19 protein-coding genes are annotated in these 18,550 nt (G+C 62.3%); 13 read left to right on the forward strand and 6 right to left on the reverse strand.

The window, feature by feature from the left end:
• Nucleotides 1-10: 10 nt before the first annotated feature.
• From Cth01_RS09055 to Cth01_RS09070, 4 genes are read left to right on the forward strand one after another with little or no spacing between them, the layout of a single operon-like run.
• On the forward strand, nucleotides 11-604 hold the full coding sequence (locus Cth01_RS09055; RefSeq protein ID WP_034352015.1) for a biotin transporter BioY: 594 nt from the start codon (nucleotides 11-13) through the stop codon (nucleotides 602-604).
• Entirely contained in the window at nucleotides 601-2,112 is a 1,512-nt protein-coding gene (locus tag Cth01_RS09060; protein ID WP_045838997.1) for an AMP-binding protein, read from the forward strand. Before Cth01_RS09055 ends, Cth01_RS09060 begins: the two co-directional genes overlap by 4 nt.
• Nucleotides 2,113-2,117: 5 nt before the next feature.
• Nucleotides 2,118-3,341, forward strand: a complete 1,224-nt coding sequence (locus Cth01_RS09065) for an acetyl-CoA C-acyltransferase (protein ID WP_045838998.1) — start codon at nucleotides 2,118-2,120, stop codon at nucleotides 3,339-3,341.
• A gap of 25 nt (nucleotides 3,342-3,366) precedes the next feature.
• The gene (locus Cth01_RS09070) at nucleotides 3,367-4,080 is read left to right on the forward strand and encodes a nitroreductase (protein WP_045838999.1); all 714 of its coding nucleotides are present in this window, start codon (nucleotides 3,367-3,369) and stop codon (nucleotides 4,078-4,080) included.
• A gap of 264 nt (nucleotides 4,081-4,344) precedes the next feature.
• Here the strand turns inward: Cth01_RS09070 and Cth01_RS09075 are convergent, their stop codons facing one another.
• The 4 genes from Cth01_RS09075 to Cth01_RS09090 all read right to left on the reverse strand — a co-directional run bounded on the left by Cth01_RS09075 (nucleotide 4,345) and on the right by Cth01_RS09090 (nucleotide 7,517).
• Nucleotides 4,345-5,145 (reverse strand): MetQ/NlpA family ABC transporter substrate-binding protein, encoded by an 801-nt coding sequence (locus Cth01_RS09075; protein WP_012838141.1) that lies wholly within the window; start codon nucleotides 5,143-5,145, stop codon nucleotides 4,345-4,347.
• A 204-nt stretch (nucleotides 5,146-5,349) separates the two neighbouring features.
• Nucleotides 5,350-5,658, reverse strand: coding sequence for a single stranded DNA-binding domain-containing protein (locus Cth01_RS09080; protein ID WP_012838140.1), 309 nt, complete (start codon nucleotides 5,656-5,658; stop codon nucleotides 5,350-5,352).
• 141 nt (nucleotides 5,659-5,799) lie between these two features.
• Nucleotides 5,800-6,465, reverse strand: a complete 666-nt coding sequence (locus Cth01_RS09085; RefSeq protein ID WP_003070061.1) for a methionine ABC transporter permease — start codon at nucleotides 6,463-6,465, stop codon at nucleotides 5,800-5,802.
• A 5-nt stretch (nucleotides 6,466-6,470) separates the two neighbouring features.
• A complete protein-coding gene (locus Cth01_RS09090) occupies nucleotides 6,471-7,517 on the reverse strand; it encodes a methionine ABC transporter ATP-binding protein (protein WP_003070063.1) in 1,047 nt (348 codons plus the stop codon).
• 328 nt (nucleotides 7,518-7,845) lie between these two features.
• Here Cth01_RS09090 and Cth01_RS09095 point away from each other — a divergent pair, with 328 nt between their 5' ends.
• The 4 genes from Cth01_RS09095 (at nucleotide 7,846) to Cth01_RS09110 (ending at nucleotide 13,094) form a co-directional block, all read left to right on the forward strand.
• Nucleotides 7,846-8,256, forward strand: a complete 411-nt coding sequence (locus tag Cth01_RS09095) for a hypothetical protein (protein WP_045839000.1) — start codon at nucleotides 7,846-7,848, stop codon at nucleotides 8,254-8,256.
• Nucleotides 8,257-8,676: 420 nt separating this feature from the next.
• A complete protein-coding gene (locus Cth01_RS09100; RefSeq protein ID WP_034351997.1) occupies nucleotides 8,677-10,062 on the forward strand; it encodes a DUF1329 domain-containing protein in 1,386 nt (461 codons plus the stop codon).
• 123 nt (nucleotides 10,063-10,185) lie between these two features.
• Nucleotides 10,186-11,589, forward strand: coding sequence for a DUF1254 domain-containing protein (locus tag Cth01_RS09105; RefSeq protein ID WP_045839001.1), 1,404 nt, complete (start codon nucleotides 10,186-10,188; stop codon nucleotides 11,587-11,589).
• A gap of 17 nt (nucleotides 11,590-11,606) precedes the next feature.
• A complete protein-coding gene (locus Cth01_RS09110) occupies nucleotides 11,607-13,094 on the forward strand; it encodes an MBL fold metallo-hydrolase (protein WP_045839002.1) in 1,488 nt (495 codons plus the stop codon).
• Here Cth01_RS09110 and Cth01_RS09115 read toward each other — a convergent pair whose 3' ends face one another.
• A complete protein-coding gene (locus Cth01_RS09115; RefSeq protein WP_034379547.1) occupies nucleotides 13,095-14,000 on the reverse strand; it encodes an MBL fold metallo-hydrolase in 906 nt (301 codons plus the stop codon).
• A 94-nt stretch (nucleotides 14,001-14,094) separates the two neighbouring features.
• Between Cth01_RS09115 and Cth01_RS09120 the strand changes: the two genes are divergently transcribed.
• The 3 genes from Cth01_RS09120 to Cth01_RS09130 are packed head-to-tail and all read left to right on the forward strand — an operon-like array spanning nucleotide 14,095 to nucleotide 15,317.
• Nucleotides 14,095-14,439, forward strand: coding sequence for an ArsR/SmtB family transcription factor (locus Cth01_RS09120; protein ID WP_034351989.1), 345 nt, complete (start codon nucleotides 14,095-14,097; stop codon nucleotides 14,437-14,439).
• Nucleotides 14,436-14,879, forward strand: coding sequence for a YeeE/YedE family protein (locus tag Cth01_RS09125; RefSeq protein WP_034351988.1), 444 nt, complete (start codon nucleotides 14,436-14,438; stop codon nucleotides 14,877-14,879). Before Cth01_RS09120 ends, Cth01_RS09125 begins: the two co-directional genes overlap by 4 nt.
• Before the next feature lie 18 nt (nucleotides 14,880-14,897).
• Nucleotides 14,898-15,317, forward strand: a complete 420-nt coding sequence (locus tag Cth01_RS09130) for a YeeE/YedE family protein (protein WP_034351985.1) — start codon at nucleotides 14,898-14,900, stop codon at nucleotides 15,315-15,317.
• Nucleotides 15,318-15,500: 183 nt separating this feature from the next.
• Here Cth01_RS09130 and Cth01_RS09135 read toward each other — a convergent pair whose 3' ends face one another.
• Nucleotides 15,501-16,421, reverse strand: a complete 921-nt coding sequence (locus Cth01_RS09135; protein WP_003070090.1) for a LysR family transcriptional regulator — start codon at nucleotides 16,419-16,421, stop codon at nucleotides 15,501-15,503.
• Nucleotides 16,422-16,598: 177 nt separating this feature from the next.
• On the opposite strand from Cth01_RS09135, the gene Cth01_RS09140 reads away from it, so the two are divergent.
• Both Cth01_RS09140 and Cth01_RS09145 read left to right on the forward strand, forming a co-directional pair.
• On the forward strand, nucleotides 16,599-17,270 hold the full coding sequence (locus Cth01_RS09140) for an orotate phosphoribosyltransferase (RefSeq protein ID WP_045839003.1): 672 nt from the start codon (nucleotides 16,599-16,601) through the stop codon (nucleotides 17,268-17,270).
• Nucleotides 17,267-18,520: a hydantoinase/carbamoylase family amidase gene (locus Cth01_RS09145; RefSeq protein ID WP_034379544.1), complete on the forward strand. Its 1,254-nt coding sequence runs from the start codon at nucleotides 17,267-17,269 to the stop codon at nucleotides 18,518-18,520. Before Cth01_RS09140 ends, Cth01_RS09145 begins: the two co-directional genes overlap by 4 nt.
• The last annotated feature ends 30 nt before the right edge of the window (nucleotides 18,521-18,550 follow it).

The raw sequence follows: 18,550 nt of genomic DNA on the forward strand, positions 1-18,550 counted from the left end.
GAGAGCATTGATGACTACCACACCCTCTCACACCGTATCGCGCGGCGGCGCACGCTCCATGGCTCAGGTATCGCTGTTCGCCGCCCTGATGGCCGTGATGGGCCTGATTCCCAAGATCGACCTGCCGTTCGGCGTGCCCATCACCATCCAGTCGCTGGGCGTGATGCTGGCAGGCGTCATGCTCGGACCCTGGCGCGGCCTGCAGTCCATGGCACTGTTTCTCGCGGCCGTGGCCGTAGGTCTGCCACTGTTGTCGGGCGGTCGCGGCGGCATCGGAGTCTTCATGGCACCGTCTGCCGGCTATCTGATCGGCTACATGCTGGCCGCAGGCATCACTGGCGCCATCATGGCTGCCCTGCCGCAGAGCACGCCGCGTCGCACGGCGCTGAGCGCCTTCATCGCCTCCTTGATCGGCGGCCTGCTGTGCCTGCATGCCTTTGGCGTGCTGGGCCTGATGCTGATCGCCAAGATGAGCCTGAGTCAGGCCTTTGCCGTGACGCTGGCCTTTGTCCCCGGCGACTTCATCAAATGTGTTCTCTGCGCCATCATCGTCCACACCGTGGCGCGCGGAATGCCTGACTGGCGCTTTGGCGGTCGCCGGTGAACGCGCTGTCCGCGGCGGCACCGCTGCAGGGCTTCTGGCAGCTGGTTCATGGCCCGCTGGCCTATTGGGCGCAACACCGGCCCGATGTGGTGGCCCTGCAGAGCGAGGCCGGCTCCTGGACCTTTGGCGATCTGCATGCCGAGGTCGAGCAGCGCTCGGCACGTCTGGTGGCGCAACGCGCACCGCAAATGCTGCTGCTGGATGCTAGCCGCTCAACGCTGGAGCGGCTGGTGGACTTTCTGGCCGTGATCCACAGCGGCCGCTGCGCGGCGGTTGCCGACCCCGACTGGCAACCTGCCGTGCGCCAGCGCATCGAAAGCTGGCTGCCCGCGCAGCCCTGCGAGCTGGAATCGGCAGCACCGACGGCAGCCTTTTATACCGGCTTTACCTCGGGCAGCACCGGCCTGCCCAAGGGCTTCAAGCGCCACCATCTGTCGTGGACGGAGAGCTTTCGCGTCGGCCTGCAGGATTTCGGCCCCGTCGTCGCCCAGCGCACGCTGGCACCGGGGCGCATCTCGCATTCGCTGTTTCTGTTCGGCGCCATGCAAGGCATCTGGTATGGCTGCGGCGCCGTCATGCAGGAGAAGTTCTCGGCCTCTCGCTGTCTCGCAACCCTGGCGCGCGGCGACACCCCCTGCCTGGTCGCCGTGCCCAGCCAGTTGCTGCTGATGCTGCAATGGGCCGAGCATCGGCTGCTCGCACCGATTCCCGAGGTCGAGCTGATCACCATCAGCGGCGCGCGCTGGATGCGCGCCCACACGCCGGCGCTGCGCGCTCTGTTCCCCAAGGCCCGCATCATCGAGTTCTATGGCGCCTCCGAAGCCAGTTTTGTCGCCTGGATGGATGCCGACGAAGCCAGCGGCCCGCAGGCAGTGGGCAGGCCATTCAGCAATGTGGAGCTATCCATTCGCCCCACCGGCAGCGATGCCGCAGAGAATGCGCTGGCCGAGCATGACACCAGCCATGCCAGCGACGGCCTGATCTATATCCGCAGTCCCATGCTGTTCATGGACTATGTGGGCGACGCCCATGACGCCACGGCCGTGCTGCGCGATGGCGACTGGCTGTCCGTGCGCGACATGGGTCATATCGACGAACGCGGCATGCTGTGCCTGGCAGGCCGCCAAAGCCGCATGATCGTCACCCAGGGCAAGAACCTGTTTCCCGAGGAAGTGGAGAACCTGCTGGCCAGCCACCCGGCGATTGCCCAGGTCTCGCTGCACGGCCAGGCCGATGCGCTGCGAGGCCTGCAGGTACACGCTGTGCTGCAATGGAGGCCAGGGGCGAAAACGCCTTCGGCCCTGGAGCTGAACCAGTGGCTGCGCGAGCACACCGAAGCTTTCAAGGTGCCACGCCAGTGGTGGGTTTGCGAGCACTGGCCGCAGACAGCCAGCGGCAAGACCGACCACGGCCAACTGGCCCAGGCCCTGCGCGCCAGCATGGCCGGGCCTGCGGGAGCTGCCATATCCCCTGCCCTGCTCCCCTCATTGCGGCCGTGGCAGAGTTGAGGCCCATGCCAAGCAAGACCCCCATCATTGCCTGGGCACGCAGCCCGGTGGCTCCGCTAGGCTCGGCCCTGGCCCAGCTCAGCCCTCATGAACTGGGCCGGCCGCTGCTGCTGTCACTGCTGCAGCAAAGCGGATTGCCGGCCCATGCCGTGGATGCGGTCGTCGTCGGCAACGCCCTGGGAGCTGGCGGCAACCCGGCGCGCATGCTGGCACTGGCCTCAGGCCTGCCCGATGGCTGCGCCGCGCACACCATCGATACCCAGTGCTGCTCGGGCCTGGATGCGGTGGCCATGGCCGTGGGTCTGCTGCAATCGGGTCAGGCCGAGGTGGTGATTGCCGGCGGCATCGAGGCCTGGAGCCGCGCCCCCATTCGCCAGACCCGCCCGCAGCTCCCAAGCGAGCAACCCCAAAGCTACGAGCGCCCGCCATTTGCGCCCGATCCCGAGCGCGATCCCGATATGTTGCAATCGGCGGCCGACTATGCGCTCGCGCATGGATTCAGCCGCAGCCGGCAGGAGCAGTACGCGCTGCTGAGCCACAGCCGGGCCCTGGCCGCCCAGGCGCAACTCGCCCCGGAAATCGTGCCCATGGCAGGACTTGAGGCCGATGCCTATCCGCGCGCGCTGCAGCCTGCACGTGCCGCGCGCATGCCGACCCTGGCCCGGGGCAGCTGTGAGGGCGCGAGTGCCGACGATATCGCGGCCCACGCACTCAGCCCCCTGACCATCTCGGCCAAAGCCGATGGTGCGGCCCTGATCCTGCTGGCCACGCCCGAGGCCTGCGCCCGCTGGAATCTGCAGCCCCGCGCGCAATGGCTGGCCAGCGCCAGCGTGGGCGCTGCGCCAGAAACACCGCTGCTGGCGGCCATTGCGGCGGCGCAGATGGCGCTGGCCCGAGGCAGCCATGCGCTGGTCAGGCCGCACCATTCGCCGTTGCTGGCCCGGGATCTTTCGGCCATCGAACTGCATGACGCCTTTGCCGTGCAAGGCCTGGCCTTTTGCACCGCCATGGGCCTTGCGCCCGAGCAGATCAACAGCGCAGGCGGCGGCCTGGCGCGCGGTCACCCGATAGGCGCGTCAGGCGCGATTGCGCTGGTGCGCTGCCTGGCTCAGCTTGAGTATCAGGCCCAGTCATCGACACCCAAGGCCGCACTCGGCCTGGCAGCCATCGCCGGTGCCGGCGGCATCGGAGCGGCAACCCTGGTGCAATGGCTGCAAGCCGCTCCCTGAATTCATTTTTGATAGCTATTACCCCATGTCCAGCAAAGGTCCAGTCGTAAAAATATCTGAAGGCTTCGACTTGCCGGCAGGCATGGCGCTGATGCAGCAGCGCCGCTCCACACGTGCTTTTCTGCCCGATGCCGTGCCTGACGCGCTGCTGGAGCAGCTGCTGTTGACGGCGCGCCAGGCGCCCAGCGGCGGCAATCTGCAACCAGGCCAGCTGATCGCAGTACGCGGCAAGCTGCGCGAGCAACTGACTGCCGCCCTGCTGCAGGACGTTGAAAGCCAGGTGCCCGAATGCGAGGACTACGCCTACTTTCCGCGCCCCATGCCCATGCAGCTGCGCAAGCGCCAGGTGGCTTCGGCACAGGCGCTTTACGGCGCCCTGGGCGTGGCGCGCGACGACCGCGCCGGGCGCGAAGCGCAGTTTGCGCGCAACTACCGCTTCTTCGATGCACCCGTGGCGCTGGTCGTCACCATCGACGCCCATTACGGCCCCGGCGGCTATCTGGATCTGGGCATGACGCTCTACGGCCTGCAACTGGCCGCCGCCGCCATGGGCCTGGGCAGTTGCGCCATCGGTGCCCTGGCCTCGTACCCGGCCACCGTGCGCCGCGTGCTGGGCCTGGCCGAGAACAAGCACATCGTCTGCGGCCTGGCCCTGGGCTGGGCCGACGAGTCCGCCCCCGTCAACCAGACCCAGACCACGCGTGCGCCGCTGGGCGAGTGGTTTCAGGCAATGGAATAACTAAAAAAAAACGATAGCTATCAGCGCAATCCATCAATAGATTTGAAGGTATTTTCTACCTAGTATCCAATACCAGCGAGCGCTAGCAGCTATTCAATAAAGAGCAAAAAAAAAAGCACTGCAAATGCAGCGCTTAGTTCAATGCCTCAAAAAAGGCATACCCCAAAGAAGAGACAGCAAACAGGCGCCGCTTCGCAGCGAGGCTATCGTCTCCCTTGAGGCGCCCGGCCAGGGCAAGGCGCGAAGCGCCTCAGGAGGTAGTCATCAGAACGCCGGGAAGACCGATCCCTTGAATTCCTTGTCGATGAACTGGCGCACCTCATCGGAGTGATAGGACTTGATCAGCTGGGCGACCCAGGGCTGATTCTTGTCGGCATCGCGCACCACCATGATGTTCACATAGGGGTTCTTGGCCGACTCCAGCGCAATCGCATCCTTCTTGGGGTTCAGACCAGCCGAGATCGCGAAGTTGGTGTTGACGGTGGAGGCATCCAGATCGTCCAGCGAACGTGGCAACTGGGCCGCATCCAGCTCGACGAACTTGAGCTTCTTGGGGTTGGACACCACATCCAGGGGCGTCGCCTTCAGGCCAGCACCCTCCTTGAGCTTGATCAGACCCTGGGTCTGCAGCAGCAGCAGCGCGCGGCCGCCATTGGTGGGGTCGTTGGGGAGGCCGAACTTGGCGCCGGTGGGGAGCTCGGACAAAGCCTTGATCTTCTTGGAGTAGATGCCGATAGGGAAATTCACCGTGTCGGCCACCCAGCTGATCTTGTAGCCACGATCCTTGAGCTGAGCATCCAGATAGGGGCGGTGCTGGTAGCTGTTGGCATCCAGGTCGCCGGCTGCCAGCGCCGCATTGGGCTGGACATAGTCGCCGAACTCGATGACCTTGAGGTTCAGACCGTTCTTGGCAGCAACCTTTTTGACCACCTCCATGATCTGCGCGTGAGGGCCGGCGGTCACGCCGATCTTGATGGTCTTGTCCTGGGCCTGGGCGGCAAAACCCAGGGTGGCCGCCGCAGCCACAGCCAATGTGGTGCGCAAAAGCGAGCGCTTGTTCAACATGCAGATTCCTTGTGCCAAAGATTGAGAGTGGCTAAGACTGTAGCGTCAGTTTCATGTGCCGGAGCGCTGTTTCTTAGACAGATTGCTCAGATGCAAACTACAGAATGGCAATACAAGCCGCAACGGCTTGCATGCGGCAACCCAAGCGCCCACAAAAAAAGCCCGCTCCTTCACGGTGGCGGGCTTGTCTGCATGCGCAGGCTGTCAAAGATCGGACATCGTGGGTGCTGCCAGCACCTGCTGGGCCACCACGTCGAGCACAGCATGGGACTCGTCCTGCCTGTCGATCCAGACCTTGGGCGTGAAGCTGCCACGCAAGGCAATCGCATCTCCTTCGGAGAGACTGCGCAGCACGGCGCAGGGTGCGTTGTCGAAAGCGACGATATTCACGGGAATCGAGGAGCCGTCGCCGGCATTGGCTCGCATGCGGGCCACCATATAGGGGCGGCGGTTGCGGTCTACGCGACTCTCGGGGATGCCGGTCAGTCGGCCGGTAATCAAACCATCCATCATTTGCTGTTATCTACCCAGAAAAAATCATGGCCGCCCTTGAGCAAGAGCGGCCTTTCAAAAAATCTTGAACCTGCATTTTAGGGCGGCGCCTGTTTCCAGGTAGCAGCCCTTTTCTTAATTTTTTGTAATGTACGCCAGTGCTCAGCGATGGCTCAGACGGCGCACGGCCCAGTCGCCCAGGCTTTGAATGGCTTGAACAAAGAAGATCAGGATGATCACCACGACCAGCATCACGTCGGGCAAGAAACGCTGGTAGCCGTAGCGAATACCCAGGTCGCCCAGGCCACCACCGCCGATGGCACCCGCCATGGCCGAGTAGCCGGTCAGGCTGACGAAACTGATGGTCAGACCCGCGACGATGCCAGGCAGCGCCTCGGGCAGCAGCACCTTCCAGACGATCTGGCCGGTGGTCGCACCCATGGACTGGGCCGCTTCGATCAGGCCTCCATCGACTTCACGCAAGGCAGTCTCCACCAGACGGGCCACAAAAGGCGCCGCCGCAATCGTCAACGGCACCACGGCCGCCCAGGTGCCGATGGAGGAGCCGGTGATCAGACGCGTCAGCGGAATGATGGCCACCAGCAAGATGATGAAGGGGGTGGAGCGCAGCGCATTCACGATCCAGCCGACAACCTTGTTGGCCGGGCCGTTCTGCAAGATGCCCCCATGGTCGGTCAGGCGCAGGAAAACGCCCAGCGGAATACCGATCAAACCGCCGATCAGGCCCGAGACGCCAACCATGATCAGCGTCTCCCAGAAGGAATCCAGCAGCAGCTGGAGCATCATTTCCGAAAAATTCTCAAACATCGCTCTCAATCCTTGCTGGACACGATCTGCACTTGCACACCGCTGGCACGCAGGTGCTCCACGGCCGCGTCAATCTTGGCGGCCTCGCCGCTGGCATACACCGCCAGCGAACCAAAGGTCTGCTCCTGGATCTCGTCGATCTGGCCGTGCAGAATCGATAGATCCAGACCCAGTTCGCGAATCAGGTGCGACAAAATGGGCTGATAGGCGCTCTCACCCGCATAGGAAAGACGCAACAGCTGGCCTTGCTGGCCGGGCTGCAACTGTGCTGCCAGCTGGTTCACACGCGTCATCACCGACTCGGGCAGTTGCTGCGGCACGATTTCGTCGATCAGGCTCTTGGTGATCGCCTTCTGAGGCCGGGTGAAGACATCGATCACAGGCCCCAGCTCGGCGATCTCGCCGCCGTCGATCACGGCCACGCGGTCGGCAATCTGCTTGATCACCAGCATCTGGTGGGTGATCAGCACCACGGTAACGCCCAGCTCACGATTGACCTTGCGCAGCAGGTCCAGAATGGAGCGCGTGGTTTCGGGGTCCAGTGCCGACGTGGCTTCGTCGCTCAGCAGAACCTTGGGGTTGCTGGCCAGCGCCCGGGCAATGCCCACGCGCTGTTTCTGCCCGCCGGAAATCTGGGCCGGATAGCGATCGGCCAGATGATCCAGGCCCACGAGCTCCAGCAGCGGCGTCACGCGCTGGTAAATCTCGTCCTTGGAAATACCGGCCAGCTCCAGCGGCAGTGCCACGTTGTCATACACGGTGCGCGAGGACAGCAGATTGAAGTGCTGGAACACCATGCCGATGTCGCGGCGCGCAGCGCGCAGCTCGCCATCGGACAGCTGCATGAGGTCGCGTCCGTTGACGATGACCTTGCCTTCCGTGGGGCGGTTGAGCAGATTCAGGCAGCGCACCAGCGAGCTTTTGCCCGCGCCGGAGCGGCCGATGATGCCGAATACTTCGCCCGAAGCGATTTCCAGATTGATGCCACGCAAGGCGTGCACCGGGCCCTTGGGGCCTTGGTATGTCAGGGATAAATCCCGAATTTCTATCATGAAAAATATCGCGAATCACGCATGAACAATGCGATTGACGCTATAAAAAGTGATTGATCCCATCCCAGCTGCAGCGCTGCCGGGCAGCGGGCAATGCAGGCCTTCGTTCTGGTAGATGCCGGCAGATCAAGCCAGCCTACTTTTAGTAGTAACCCTCAATAATGCCTGAGTCTAGGCAAACCTGAGAGCAACTGGGACAAGTGAATTCACTTATGGCGCCCCCAGCAAGCCATCAAACGCCGGCCTTGCCCGGGCCTGTCCCCACTGGCGGCACGGCACTGCAGGCCTTAGCATGCTTGCATCTGCCTCTGGTTTTCTCTGCCGCCCTATGCAGCCGCTCCACCTGCCCATCCGTGTTGAATGCCCACCCGGCACCTGCGACTGCCGACGGGAGCAGTTGCTTGGCACGCCAGATGCGGATCTGCGCATTCTGCAGCTCACGCGCGAAGAGGAGAAAAAGCTGCTGCAGCGCCTGGAGAGCATCAGCAGCCTGGTTGATCTCGAGCATATGCAGCAGCGCATTCACGCGCTCTTGGGCCTGGAGATACGCATCACCCCAGGCAACAACGAGGTTCGCACCATGCGCGGCATCCAGATCGATCTCGGCGACCTGCCGGGCCTATGCCGCAAAACGCGCCAGAGCATTCCCGCCGCGATCCGCAAGGGACTGGAGCGCAAGCCCGAGATTGCCTGGGCCCTGCTGGATGCTCATGACCTGTTTGGCATGCCCGGCAACTGAGCCAAGCAAGGGCAACGCCCGGCAGCAAAGCAGGCACTTCGTCACTTGAGCCTTGGGACACCGGTAGTCCTTACGGCCTACGCCGCCCGGCCCATGGTGGCCTTTCGCTTTCAAAAGCATCACGCCTGATATTCCTCAAGCGCATTTTCATCTTGGTTTTCCCTAGGTCAATCACCACAGGTTTTCCCTTGCTTGCCCGAGTCGGCGCAGAGCTGGAGCAGCAGTCTGTCTCTGAGGTGACTTCGATAGACCTTACGGGCTAGTCCAAACGAGCGATGGTGAGCCGCAAAGCTCGCTTGAACAATGAATTCATCGACAGGCGTCAAGTCAGCGACTAGCTGACCTGGACTAGACCTTGGCCCGATTCGCGGGCAGATCGATAGTGCAAATGCTGCACACATACATCTTTGAGGATTCGTGATGGAAAGCAACCTGAGCTACCGCGCCCTGATCGCGCTGACCGTGACCAGCGTCATGGCTGGTGCAGCCGCCGCCAAAGGCAGCCCCGAAGAAATTGAAAAGCTGGGCAAGTCCTTGACCTGTATCGGCGCCGAAAAGGCCGGCACCGCCAGCGGCGTGCCCGAATACACGGGCAAATGGCTGGGAACACCACCTGGAATTCAGTACACGCCGCATGCGGGTCAGCACCCTGTGGACCCTTATGCCAGTGAAAAGCCCCTGTTCTCCATCACGGCCGAGAATGTCGCCAAGTACGCCGCCAATCTGACCGAAGGCCAGAAGGCCATGTTCGCGCGCTATCCCAAGACCTTCAGCATCCCCGTGTATCCGGGCCATCGTGACTTCCGCTATCCGGACTTTGCTTGCGCCTCGGCCAAAGCCAATGCGCAGAACGCCGTGATCAGCGCCGACGGAATGGGCGCCGACAACGCAGTCAAGGGGGCCATACCGTTCCCCTTCCCCAAGACCGGCATGGAGCTGGCCTTCAACAACCTGTTTCCGCTGCGCTCGTTCACCGAACACACACTGCGTGACAACGCCTACGTGATGCAGGATGGCTCCACCGTCTTCGGCCGCGCCGACAACCGCAGCATGAGCTTGCTGAACTCCCCCGAGCAGGCCGGCAAGCCGCTGGAAGGCACCATGGCCCAGGGCATGAATGCGGTCAAGCTGCCCGAGCGCGAAAAAGGCGGGGTCAGCGTCAGCCGTGAGCCGGTCAACTTCGGCAAGGACAAGCGTCTGGGCTGGAGCTATGACCCGGGTACACGCCGGGTGCGCCAGATTCCCGAGTACGGCTTTGACCAGCCCATGGGCGGCGGCGTGGGCGCCAAGATGACGATTGACTCCGACCGTCTCTTCAATGGCTCGCCCGAGCGCTACAACTGGAAGAATCTGGGCAAGAAGGAAATCTACATTCCCGCCAATGCGTACAAGATTCACGCCAATACCGTGAAGTACGCCGATCTGCTCAAGCCCGGCCATGCCAACCCCGACTACATGCGCTATGAACTGCGCCGCGTCTGGGTGCTGGAAGCCACGCTCAAGGAAGGCTATCGCCATCTCTATGGCAAGCGCGTGCTTTTCCTTGACGAAGACACCGGCCACGCCGTGATGAGCGACTTCTACGATGCACGCGGCAATCTGTGGCAGCAAGGCCTCATCAATTACTACTACGCGTTCGACTCCAACGCCTGGCATGCAGGCACGGCCTTCTACCACGACCTGATTGGTGGCGGCTACGTGGCCTACAACATGTTCCAGGAGCGCCCCAAGGGCCCCGTGCTCAACAAGGGAGACATGAACCCATCCATGTTCACCCCTGAAGCCACGCGCAACGCAGGCACCTGAGCGGCCTGCTCTCCCATTCGCCGCTGACACGCGCTGCATGCGGTGCTCGCCGCAGAGAGACCCGGGCCGGGACGAAAAAGCCACCGGCCCCGGTCATCACCACCACCACACCATTTCAATCACATGTCAAAGTTGAACCGCGCCGGGCTGCGCGCCATGGCGGCTGCGGCATTGGGCCTTTGCCTGGGCATGGCCCATGCCCATGCCCAGACTTCCGCAGCCACCGAAGACCAGGCTCTGGACAGCCTGATCCGCGAGGCCATGCTCTACGCCTACCCCTATCAGGAATTCATGAAAATGCGGCATGAAGCCCTGGAGGTCAAAGACTCACCCACCGCCACCACGCTCAACCACTTCCGCCACTCGCGCCACCTGGCCACGCCCAAGGACCGCTGGGCCAACGGCCCGATTCGAGACACCTTCTACTCCACCTCCTGGCTGGATCTGGAGAGATCTCCACTGGTGCTGTCCCTGCCCGAAACCCATGGCCGCTACTACGTGATCGCCATGATTGGCGCAGACCTCAATACCTTCTCCTACGTGGGCAGGCGCATTGGGGGCACAAAGTCACGCAAGGTCGCCCTGGTCGGCCCGCGCTGGAGCGGCAAGATTCCGCAGGTGGATCAGATCGTCAGAGCACCCACACGCGATGTCTACCTGAATCTGCGGGTGCTTGTCACCGGCGAAGACGACCTCAAGGCCGCCCATGCTGTTCAGGACGGCTTTCGCATAGCGCCGGTGCTCCCAACGACCGAGGACGGCCCGCGTCTCAAGCCCCGAGCGCAGGACTGGGGCCGCTTTGTCGATGTGGCCAACGAGGCTCTGGTGCGCAACCCTCCTCCCGGCACGGAACAAAAGCTGCTTGAGCGCTTTGCCCGCGTCGGCATCTGTGGCGCGGCCTGCAGCTGGGACAAGCTGCCAGAGCCCGTGCAGCAGCGCTGGCTGGCACTGGCCCCCGAGATCGAGAAAAACGAGCTCAAGAATCGCCTGAATGCCGACCGCAAGACGGCAGACCCTAGACGCAGAAACGGCTGGACGCCTTATCGCCTGCCTGACGGGTTTGGCAGCAACTACGCCATGCGTGCCCAGTCGGCAGCCATGTCGGGCGGCATCCTGGGCCTGGAGGCCGCAGAAGCCACTTATTTCGCTGCCAGTGTGGACGGTAACAATCAGGCTCTCGGCAAGGGACAGGCTTACCGCCTGCATCTGCCCCAAGGTCGCCTGCCCGCCGATGCCTTCTGGTCCATCTCTCTCTATGAGTTCGTGACTGGTGGTCAGTACATGGTGGACAACCCCATCAACCGCTACTCCATTGGCGACCGTACCAAGGGCATGAAGTTCAATGCCGACGGCAGTCTGGACATCTGGCTGCAACCCACGGACCCCGGCCCCGAAAAGCGTGCCAACTGGCTGCCGACACCCAAGGAAAACCTGTTTTACCTGATGGCCCGTGCCTACCAGCCTTGGCCCGAGGTGCTCGATCCCTCCTGGATTCTGGAGCCCGTTCAACCCATCAAGCCCGAATAGTCGCAAGAGGTCTCTTCATGAAAAAACACTCACAACATTCCTTGAGCGTTCTGAGCATGGCGCTGGCACTGAGCCAGTTGGGCATGGGCACTGCACAAGCCCACGAGCCGGATGATCGCGCTGTCTCGGGCATCCAGAATCCGGCCTATATGGCAGCACGGGCCCAGGTCTACAAGGCCAATCCCCAGATGGTCCAATCCATCAAGGAAGGCGGAGGCTTTGGCGCCGAGCTGTCCATCGCGGTGGCCAACAATATGTACAGTCGCACCAACCAGAACGCGATTGCCGACGCACGCGCCAAGCTCAAGGTACAAGAGCTGGCCCCGCGCACCTGGCTGCTGCGCTTTCCCATCGTCAATGTGGTGGTGTTTGAGACCGATGAAGGTCTGGTACTGGTCGATAGCGGCTATGCACCCGCCGGTCCCGCGCTGGCAGAAACGCTGAAGAAGCTCAGCAACAAGCCGCTGCACACCGTCATCCTCACGCATTTCCATGCCGACCATGCCTTTGGCGCCTGGGCCTTGATGGACCAGAAGCCACGTGTGGTCACCGAGCAGCGCTTCATCACGCAGATGGAGCTGGACATGCGCAGCAACGGGCTGATTGCGCGCAACAATCAGCAAGGCGCGGCCGATGTGCCCCGCACCTGGGCAGATGCAGTTAGGCCCACGCAGACCTTCCACAGCAAGACCACACTCAGGATCGGTGGTGAGGACTTTGTGCTGACCCATGCGCGCGGTGAGACCGAAGACCAGATCTGGGTTGCCGTGCCGGGCCGCAAGATTGTGGCCAGTGCAGACTACTTTCAGGACTTCTTGCCCAATGCCGGCAACGGCAAGCGCCGCCAGCGCTACCCCGAGGAATGGGCCCAGGCTCTGCGCGATATGGCAGCCCTCAAGCCCGAGCTGCTGCTGCCTGCCCATGGCCCGGCCATCACCAAACCCGAGGAAATTCAGGACCGACTTCCCGCCCAGGCCCAGATGCTGGATAGCATCTCCAAGCAAGTGGTGGCTGGCCTCAACAGCGGAGTACGCCGCGATCAGGTCATTGAAAAAGTGGCGCTACCGCCAGAGCTTGCCAAGCGCAGCGATGCGCGCGAGCTCTATGTCTCGGCCAAGGACATAGGCCGCATGGTGGTCAGCGAATACAGCGGCTGGTGGGACGATATTCCATCGCACTGGCGCCCGGCGCCCCTGGCCAATGAGGCCAAAGAAATCGTGCAGCTAGCCGGCGGTGCCAGGCCGGTGATTCAGCGTGCAGTGGGGCTGACAGACAGCAATCCGGAGCTGGCCTCCCATCTCGCCGACTGGGCCTGGTATGCGGACAGCGATGACCCCGAGGTGGCTCAAGGCGCACTGAAGGTCTATTCCGCGCGTGTTGCCAAGCCTCTGCCCACGCAGGAAGTGCTGGTTTATGCCGAGCACATGGTGCGCCTGCAGCTCAAGCTCAATGAGCTGAACAGCACGCGCGCGGCCAGCGCCAGTCAGAGCAGCACAGCGCGTTAATCACTGCTGCAGACCCTGCGGAAGCTGCCCATTCTTGGCAAAAGCATTGATGGGCAGCTGAATATAGGTACGGCCATCGTCCTGTGCAGGCGGCAGCTTGCCGGCACGCACATTGACCTGCACCGAAGGCAAAATCAGCGTGGGCATATCCAGCGTGGCGTCGCGTGCAGTGCGCATCTGCACAAACTCCGCCTCGCTGACGCCATCATGCACATGGATGTTGCTGTCGCGCTGGGCCTGTATCGTGGTCTGCCATTGCGGCTTGCGCCCAGCCGGCGGGTAGTCGTGGCAGACCCAAATGCGGGTCTGTCCAGGTAGTTCCAGAATGCGCCGAATCGAACGATAGAGCGTCGCCGCATCGCCGCCGGGAAAGTCGGCACGTGCCGTGCCCACATCGGGCATGAACAAAGTATCGCCCACAAACACGGCATCCTCCACATGGTAGGCCATATCGGCCGGAGTATGGCCGGGCACATGCATGGCCAGCAACTCCAGCTGACCCAGAGGCAGACGTTCGCCATCCTGCACCAGATGGTCGAACTGGCTGCCGTCAGGCAAGAAGCTGCGCTCGAAGTGATAAATCTTGCGAAACACGGCCTGCACATCGCGGATATGGGCACCGATCGCCACCTTGCCGCCCAGATGGTGACGAATATGCTGGGCCGCGGAAAGATGATCCGCATGAGCGTGAGTTTCCAGAATCCACTGCAGCTGCCAGCCATTGGCTCGCACATAGTCAATCAGCTTGTCTGCGGAGCGGCTGCTCAGGGTGCCGGATTTGGGCTCGAAATCCAGCACCGGGTCAATCACTGCCGCCTGACCACTGATCGTATCGGCCAGAACATAGCTCACGGTACCGGTAGCCGCATCAAAAAACGGCTCGATATGCATCACATTGGCGGACATGGTGACTCCTAAAACGATGTACCCGAAACATCAAAGCACACCAATTAATTTACTTTTTTATATAATATATGAAAATATTTTGAAAAGTGAAACAGTGAGCTCATCAACCTTTGACGAAGCACAGGCCACGCTGGATTTGCATGCCATGCGAACCCATGCAGGCGAAGCTGTGGCCATGCTCAAGCTACTGGGCAATGAAGACCGACTGCTGCTGCTGTGCCAGCTCTCCCTGCAGGAGCGCACCGTGGGCGAGTTGGAGCAACTGACAGGCGTGTCCCAGCCTACCTTGTCCCAGCAATTGGGCATTTTGCGGCGTGAGGGTCTGGTCACCACCCGCCGCGAGGGCAAATTCATCTGGTATCAGTTGGCCGATGCCCGCGCCCTGCAGCTGATGCAAACCTTGTATCAATTGTTCTGCCAATCAGGAGAGACAGCATGAATATCTTATGGAGTGAATTCACACCCTGGACATCTCTGGTCGGCGGCCTGCTGATCGGTCTGTCCGCTGCCCTGCTCATTGCCTTGCTGGGTCGCGTGGCCGGCATCAGCGGCATTACCGGTGCATTGCTGCAGTTGCCGACCTGGTCTTCCGTCAAGCAGTGGGGCTGGCGCCTGGCATTCATCCTGGGCATGGTTGCCGCGCCGTTGGTCTGGTCGCTGTTTGCCCCACTGCCAGCCATGCAGCTGCCTTCCAGCCCGGCAATCATCATCGCCGCCGGCCTGCTGGTGGGCTTCGGCACACGCATGAGCTCGGGCTGCACCAGCGGCCACGGCGTGTGCGGTCTGTCACGCCTGTCGCCGCGCTCTCTGGCCGCTACGGCAACCTTTATCGCCACGGGCGCCATCACCGTGTTCGTGATGCGCCATGTCATTGCTTGAGTCAGCAAGGAGAACATCATGATCATCAATATTGCAGCCTTGCTCTGCGGACTGGTGTTTGGCCTGGGTCTGATTCTTTCGGGTATGGGCAACCCCGCCAAGGTGCAGAACTTTCTGGATTTTTTCGGTCGATGGGATCCTTCGCTGGGCTTCGTCATGGGCGGAGCCATCGCCGTAGGCTTGATTGCCTTCACCTGGGCCAAGCGCCGCAAGACCGCTTTGCTGGGCGAGCCCATGCAACTGCCCACCAGCACCGCCATTGATCGCAAGCTGCTGACAGGCTCAGCCCTGTTTGGCATAGGCTGGGGACTGGCAGGTTTTTGCCCCGGCCCGGCGCTGATGAATCTGGCAACCCTTGCACCGCAAGTCTGGCTGTTTGTCGCCGCCATGCTGGCCGGCATGTGGGCGCAGCATCTGTGGGCTGCCAAGAAAAGCTGAGACCTGGCGGCGATTCGCTCAGGAGTCATCCACAAACCGAGGTGCTTGGGCCGTGCAGGCTGTCTGCGTCACTTGCCCATTGCTTTGCAGGCACGCAATTGCAGACAGCGGCCGACCGGCTGAAGTGACTCCAGCAAAGGCAGGCAAGCAGCGCCCATATCGCGTCATGCCATCCGCTCTACCTCACTCCTTCGGCATCAGTGCCTGCGCAAAATGTCTGGCCGGCGCAGGCAGGTCGGCAAAGCTATTGGCATACAGCTTGAGGCTGCGCTCTGCCCAGGCATCGGTCAGCGGCACCGCATGCAGAGCACGAGCCTCGCCCAGTCTCTGGTACGCGCCTTCGGGCATGACGCCTACACCCAGCCCGCATTCGATCATTCGGCACATGGCACTCAGGCTGTCGACCTCGATGCGCTGGCGCAGCATTCGTCGGCCGGCGCGGGCTTCCTGATTGAGCACCTCCTGAACGATGCTGCTGTCGCGCAAACCGATCTGGGCATAGTCCAGTGCTTCTTCATAGGCCAGTTCCTGATGATGGGCCAGAGCGTGGTCATTGGGCATGATCAGTACCATGCGTTCATGCCGGTACGGCATGGACTCCAGGCCCTCGACTTCGTCGCTTGGACTGCAGACCCCCAGATCAGCCATGTGATCGCGCACGGCACGCGCTACCGAGCGACTGGTTGCCTGACGCAGATCGATGCGGATATCGGGATGATGCTTCACGAAGACAGCAATATCTTCGGGCAAGAACTGCTCCACGGCGGAGGCATTGGCACTGAGGCGCACCAGCCCACGTACGCCCCGCGCATATTCGCCAAGATCGTCGCGCAGGTGTTCGACACCCAGAAGAATCGTGCGCGCATGCGCGAGCAGCAACTCTCCGGCAGGAGTCGGGCGCACCCCGCGGGCATGGCGCAGCAGCAAGGGAGTGCGGGCCAGGGATTCCAGTTCGGCAACACGCTTGCTGACCGCCGAGGCGACCATACCGCCCTGCTCGGCCGCCCGCGCAATACTGCCGTGCTCGCAGATCAGCACGAACAGATCCAGCGATGAAAGGTCTATCTGGCGCAGAAAGCTGCGCGGCGAAGTGAAGTCGGACATGGGGCGATGACAAGCAGGCGCACAGAAGCGCAGCCAGGGATTTCAAACAGGACGCGGCGCTCAACACCCAGATGCGCAGCTCAAGCCATCACGTTTTGGAACGGCTCGAGGAATTTTAGCCACTTCTTGCCGCAAGCCTGCCTACTTAACATGCCCACTTTGCCAACATACACGCTCATGCTTCTTTCCGCTTCCGACGCGCCACGCGTTGCCCAGGCCCTGGTCGGCCTCGGCGCTGTACGCATTGCTTCGCATCAACCGTTCATCTACACCTCGGGCTGGGCCAGCCCGGTCTATGTGGATGCCCAGGTCCTGATGTCCGATGTCGCTCTGCGCAGCGAAATCATGGACATCGCAGCCCGCTGCATGCGGCCACTGATTGCAGCCCGCGGCATCAATGCCATCGTGGGAACCGAAAGCTCGGGCATTGCCTTTGCGGCATGGCTGGCCGAGCGACTTGAGCTGCCCATGCTCTATCTGCGCAAGCGTCCTGTCGGCTGGGACATCACAGCCCAGCTCGAAGGCCGCCTGCCTGCCGATGCCAAGGTCCTGCTGGTGGATGACGTCACCACAGACGGTCGCTCCAAGGCCGGGACGGTTGCCGCCCTGCGCCGCGCCGGTCCCGTGGTCGAGGACGTGCTGGTTCTGCTCGACTATGCGCTCTATGCCCCCCAAGCAGGCACCCTGGCCGATCACGCCTTGTCCCTGCATGCTCTGGCGACCTGGAATCAGCTACATGAAGCGCTGCTTGCGAGCGGACAGCTCAGTGCCGAGCAAAAAGCCACGCTGGCGGACTTCTCGGCCTCGCCTGTGGACTGGTCCATCCGACATGGAGGTAGCGGAGCATGATGGCCTGCAACACCATGACGGATACCAGCGCACTGGCGCAAGCCCTGCTCTCTGAAATTCGCGATGCCACCCGCGACGGCCTTGGCGTCACCCGCGAAAGCTACGGCGAAGGCGAGACTGCTGCGCTGCACATACTAGAGGAGCGGGCCGAAGATCTGGGCCTGAACCATGAATGGGATCGAGCCGGCAACCTGTGGCTGAGTCTGCCAGAGGAAAACCGGACGGAACCCTACGTCGTGGTTGGCTCTCATGCCGATTCCGTGCCGCAGGGCGGCAACTTCGACGGACTGGCAGGCATTGTCGCCGGCATGCTGATGCTGCTTCAGCTGCGCGGCCGCCACGAACAGGCTCCGCCACTGCGCGTTCTGGCCCTTCGCGGCGAGGAAAGCGCCTGGTACGGAAAGGCCTACCTCGGCTCTCTGTCCCTGCTGGGCAAGCTGCCCGCCGCCACATTGAAACGCCCTCACCGCGATGGCGCAGGCGTGTTGAGCGAAGCCATGTCGCGCTGCGGCGCCGATATCGACGCCATTCAACGCGCCGAGCCGCTGCTGGATCTCGCGAATATATCTGCCTATCTGGAGTTGCACATCGAGCAGGGGCCGGTCATGGTCAATCGCGGCTGGCCGGTGGCCCTGGTCACAGGCATCCGCGGCAACGTCCGTCACAACCTGATCCGCTGCATCGGCGAAACCGGCCACTCGGGCGCCGTGCCGCGCTGGCTGCGCAAGGATGCATTGCTGGCGGTTGCCGAGCTGCTGTCACGCATGGACGAACACTGGCGCGTGCTGCTGCAGATGGGCATGGACATGGTGATGACCACGGGCATCTGCTCCACCTCGGCGCAATCGCATGCCGTTTCCGTCATTCCCGGCGAAGTGGCCTTCAGCTTCGAGGTACGCAGCCAGGACACCCAGACGCTGGAGCGCTTCTATACCCTGATGCGCGAAGAGTGCCAGGCCATAGAGCGCGCCCGCGGCGTGCGTTTCGAGTTCGACGAGCGCCTGTTCACGGAACCGGCCACCATGGACGCCGATTGGCTGAACCGTCTGGAAGCAGCGGGGCAAGACATCAAACTGGAGCGCATGGCAAGCGGTGCCGGTCACGATGCGGCAGTATTTGCCAATGCAGGAGTACCGTCGGCCATGGTCTTCATTCGCAACGAAAATGGCTCGCACAATCCGCATGAAGCCATGGACATCGGCGACTTCCTGGCAGGAGTGGATTTGTTGACTCGCGCGCTGATTGTCTGAACCTCGCCCGCTCTAGCCGGGCACTTCCGA

Origin of the sequence: Comamonas thiooxydans (assembly GCF_000964545.1) — a bacterium.
Classification (GTDB): Bacteria; Pseudomonadota; Gammaproteobacteria; order Burkholderiales; family Burkholderiaceae_C; genus Comamonas; species Comamonas thiooxydans.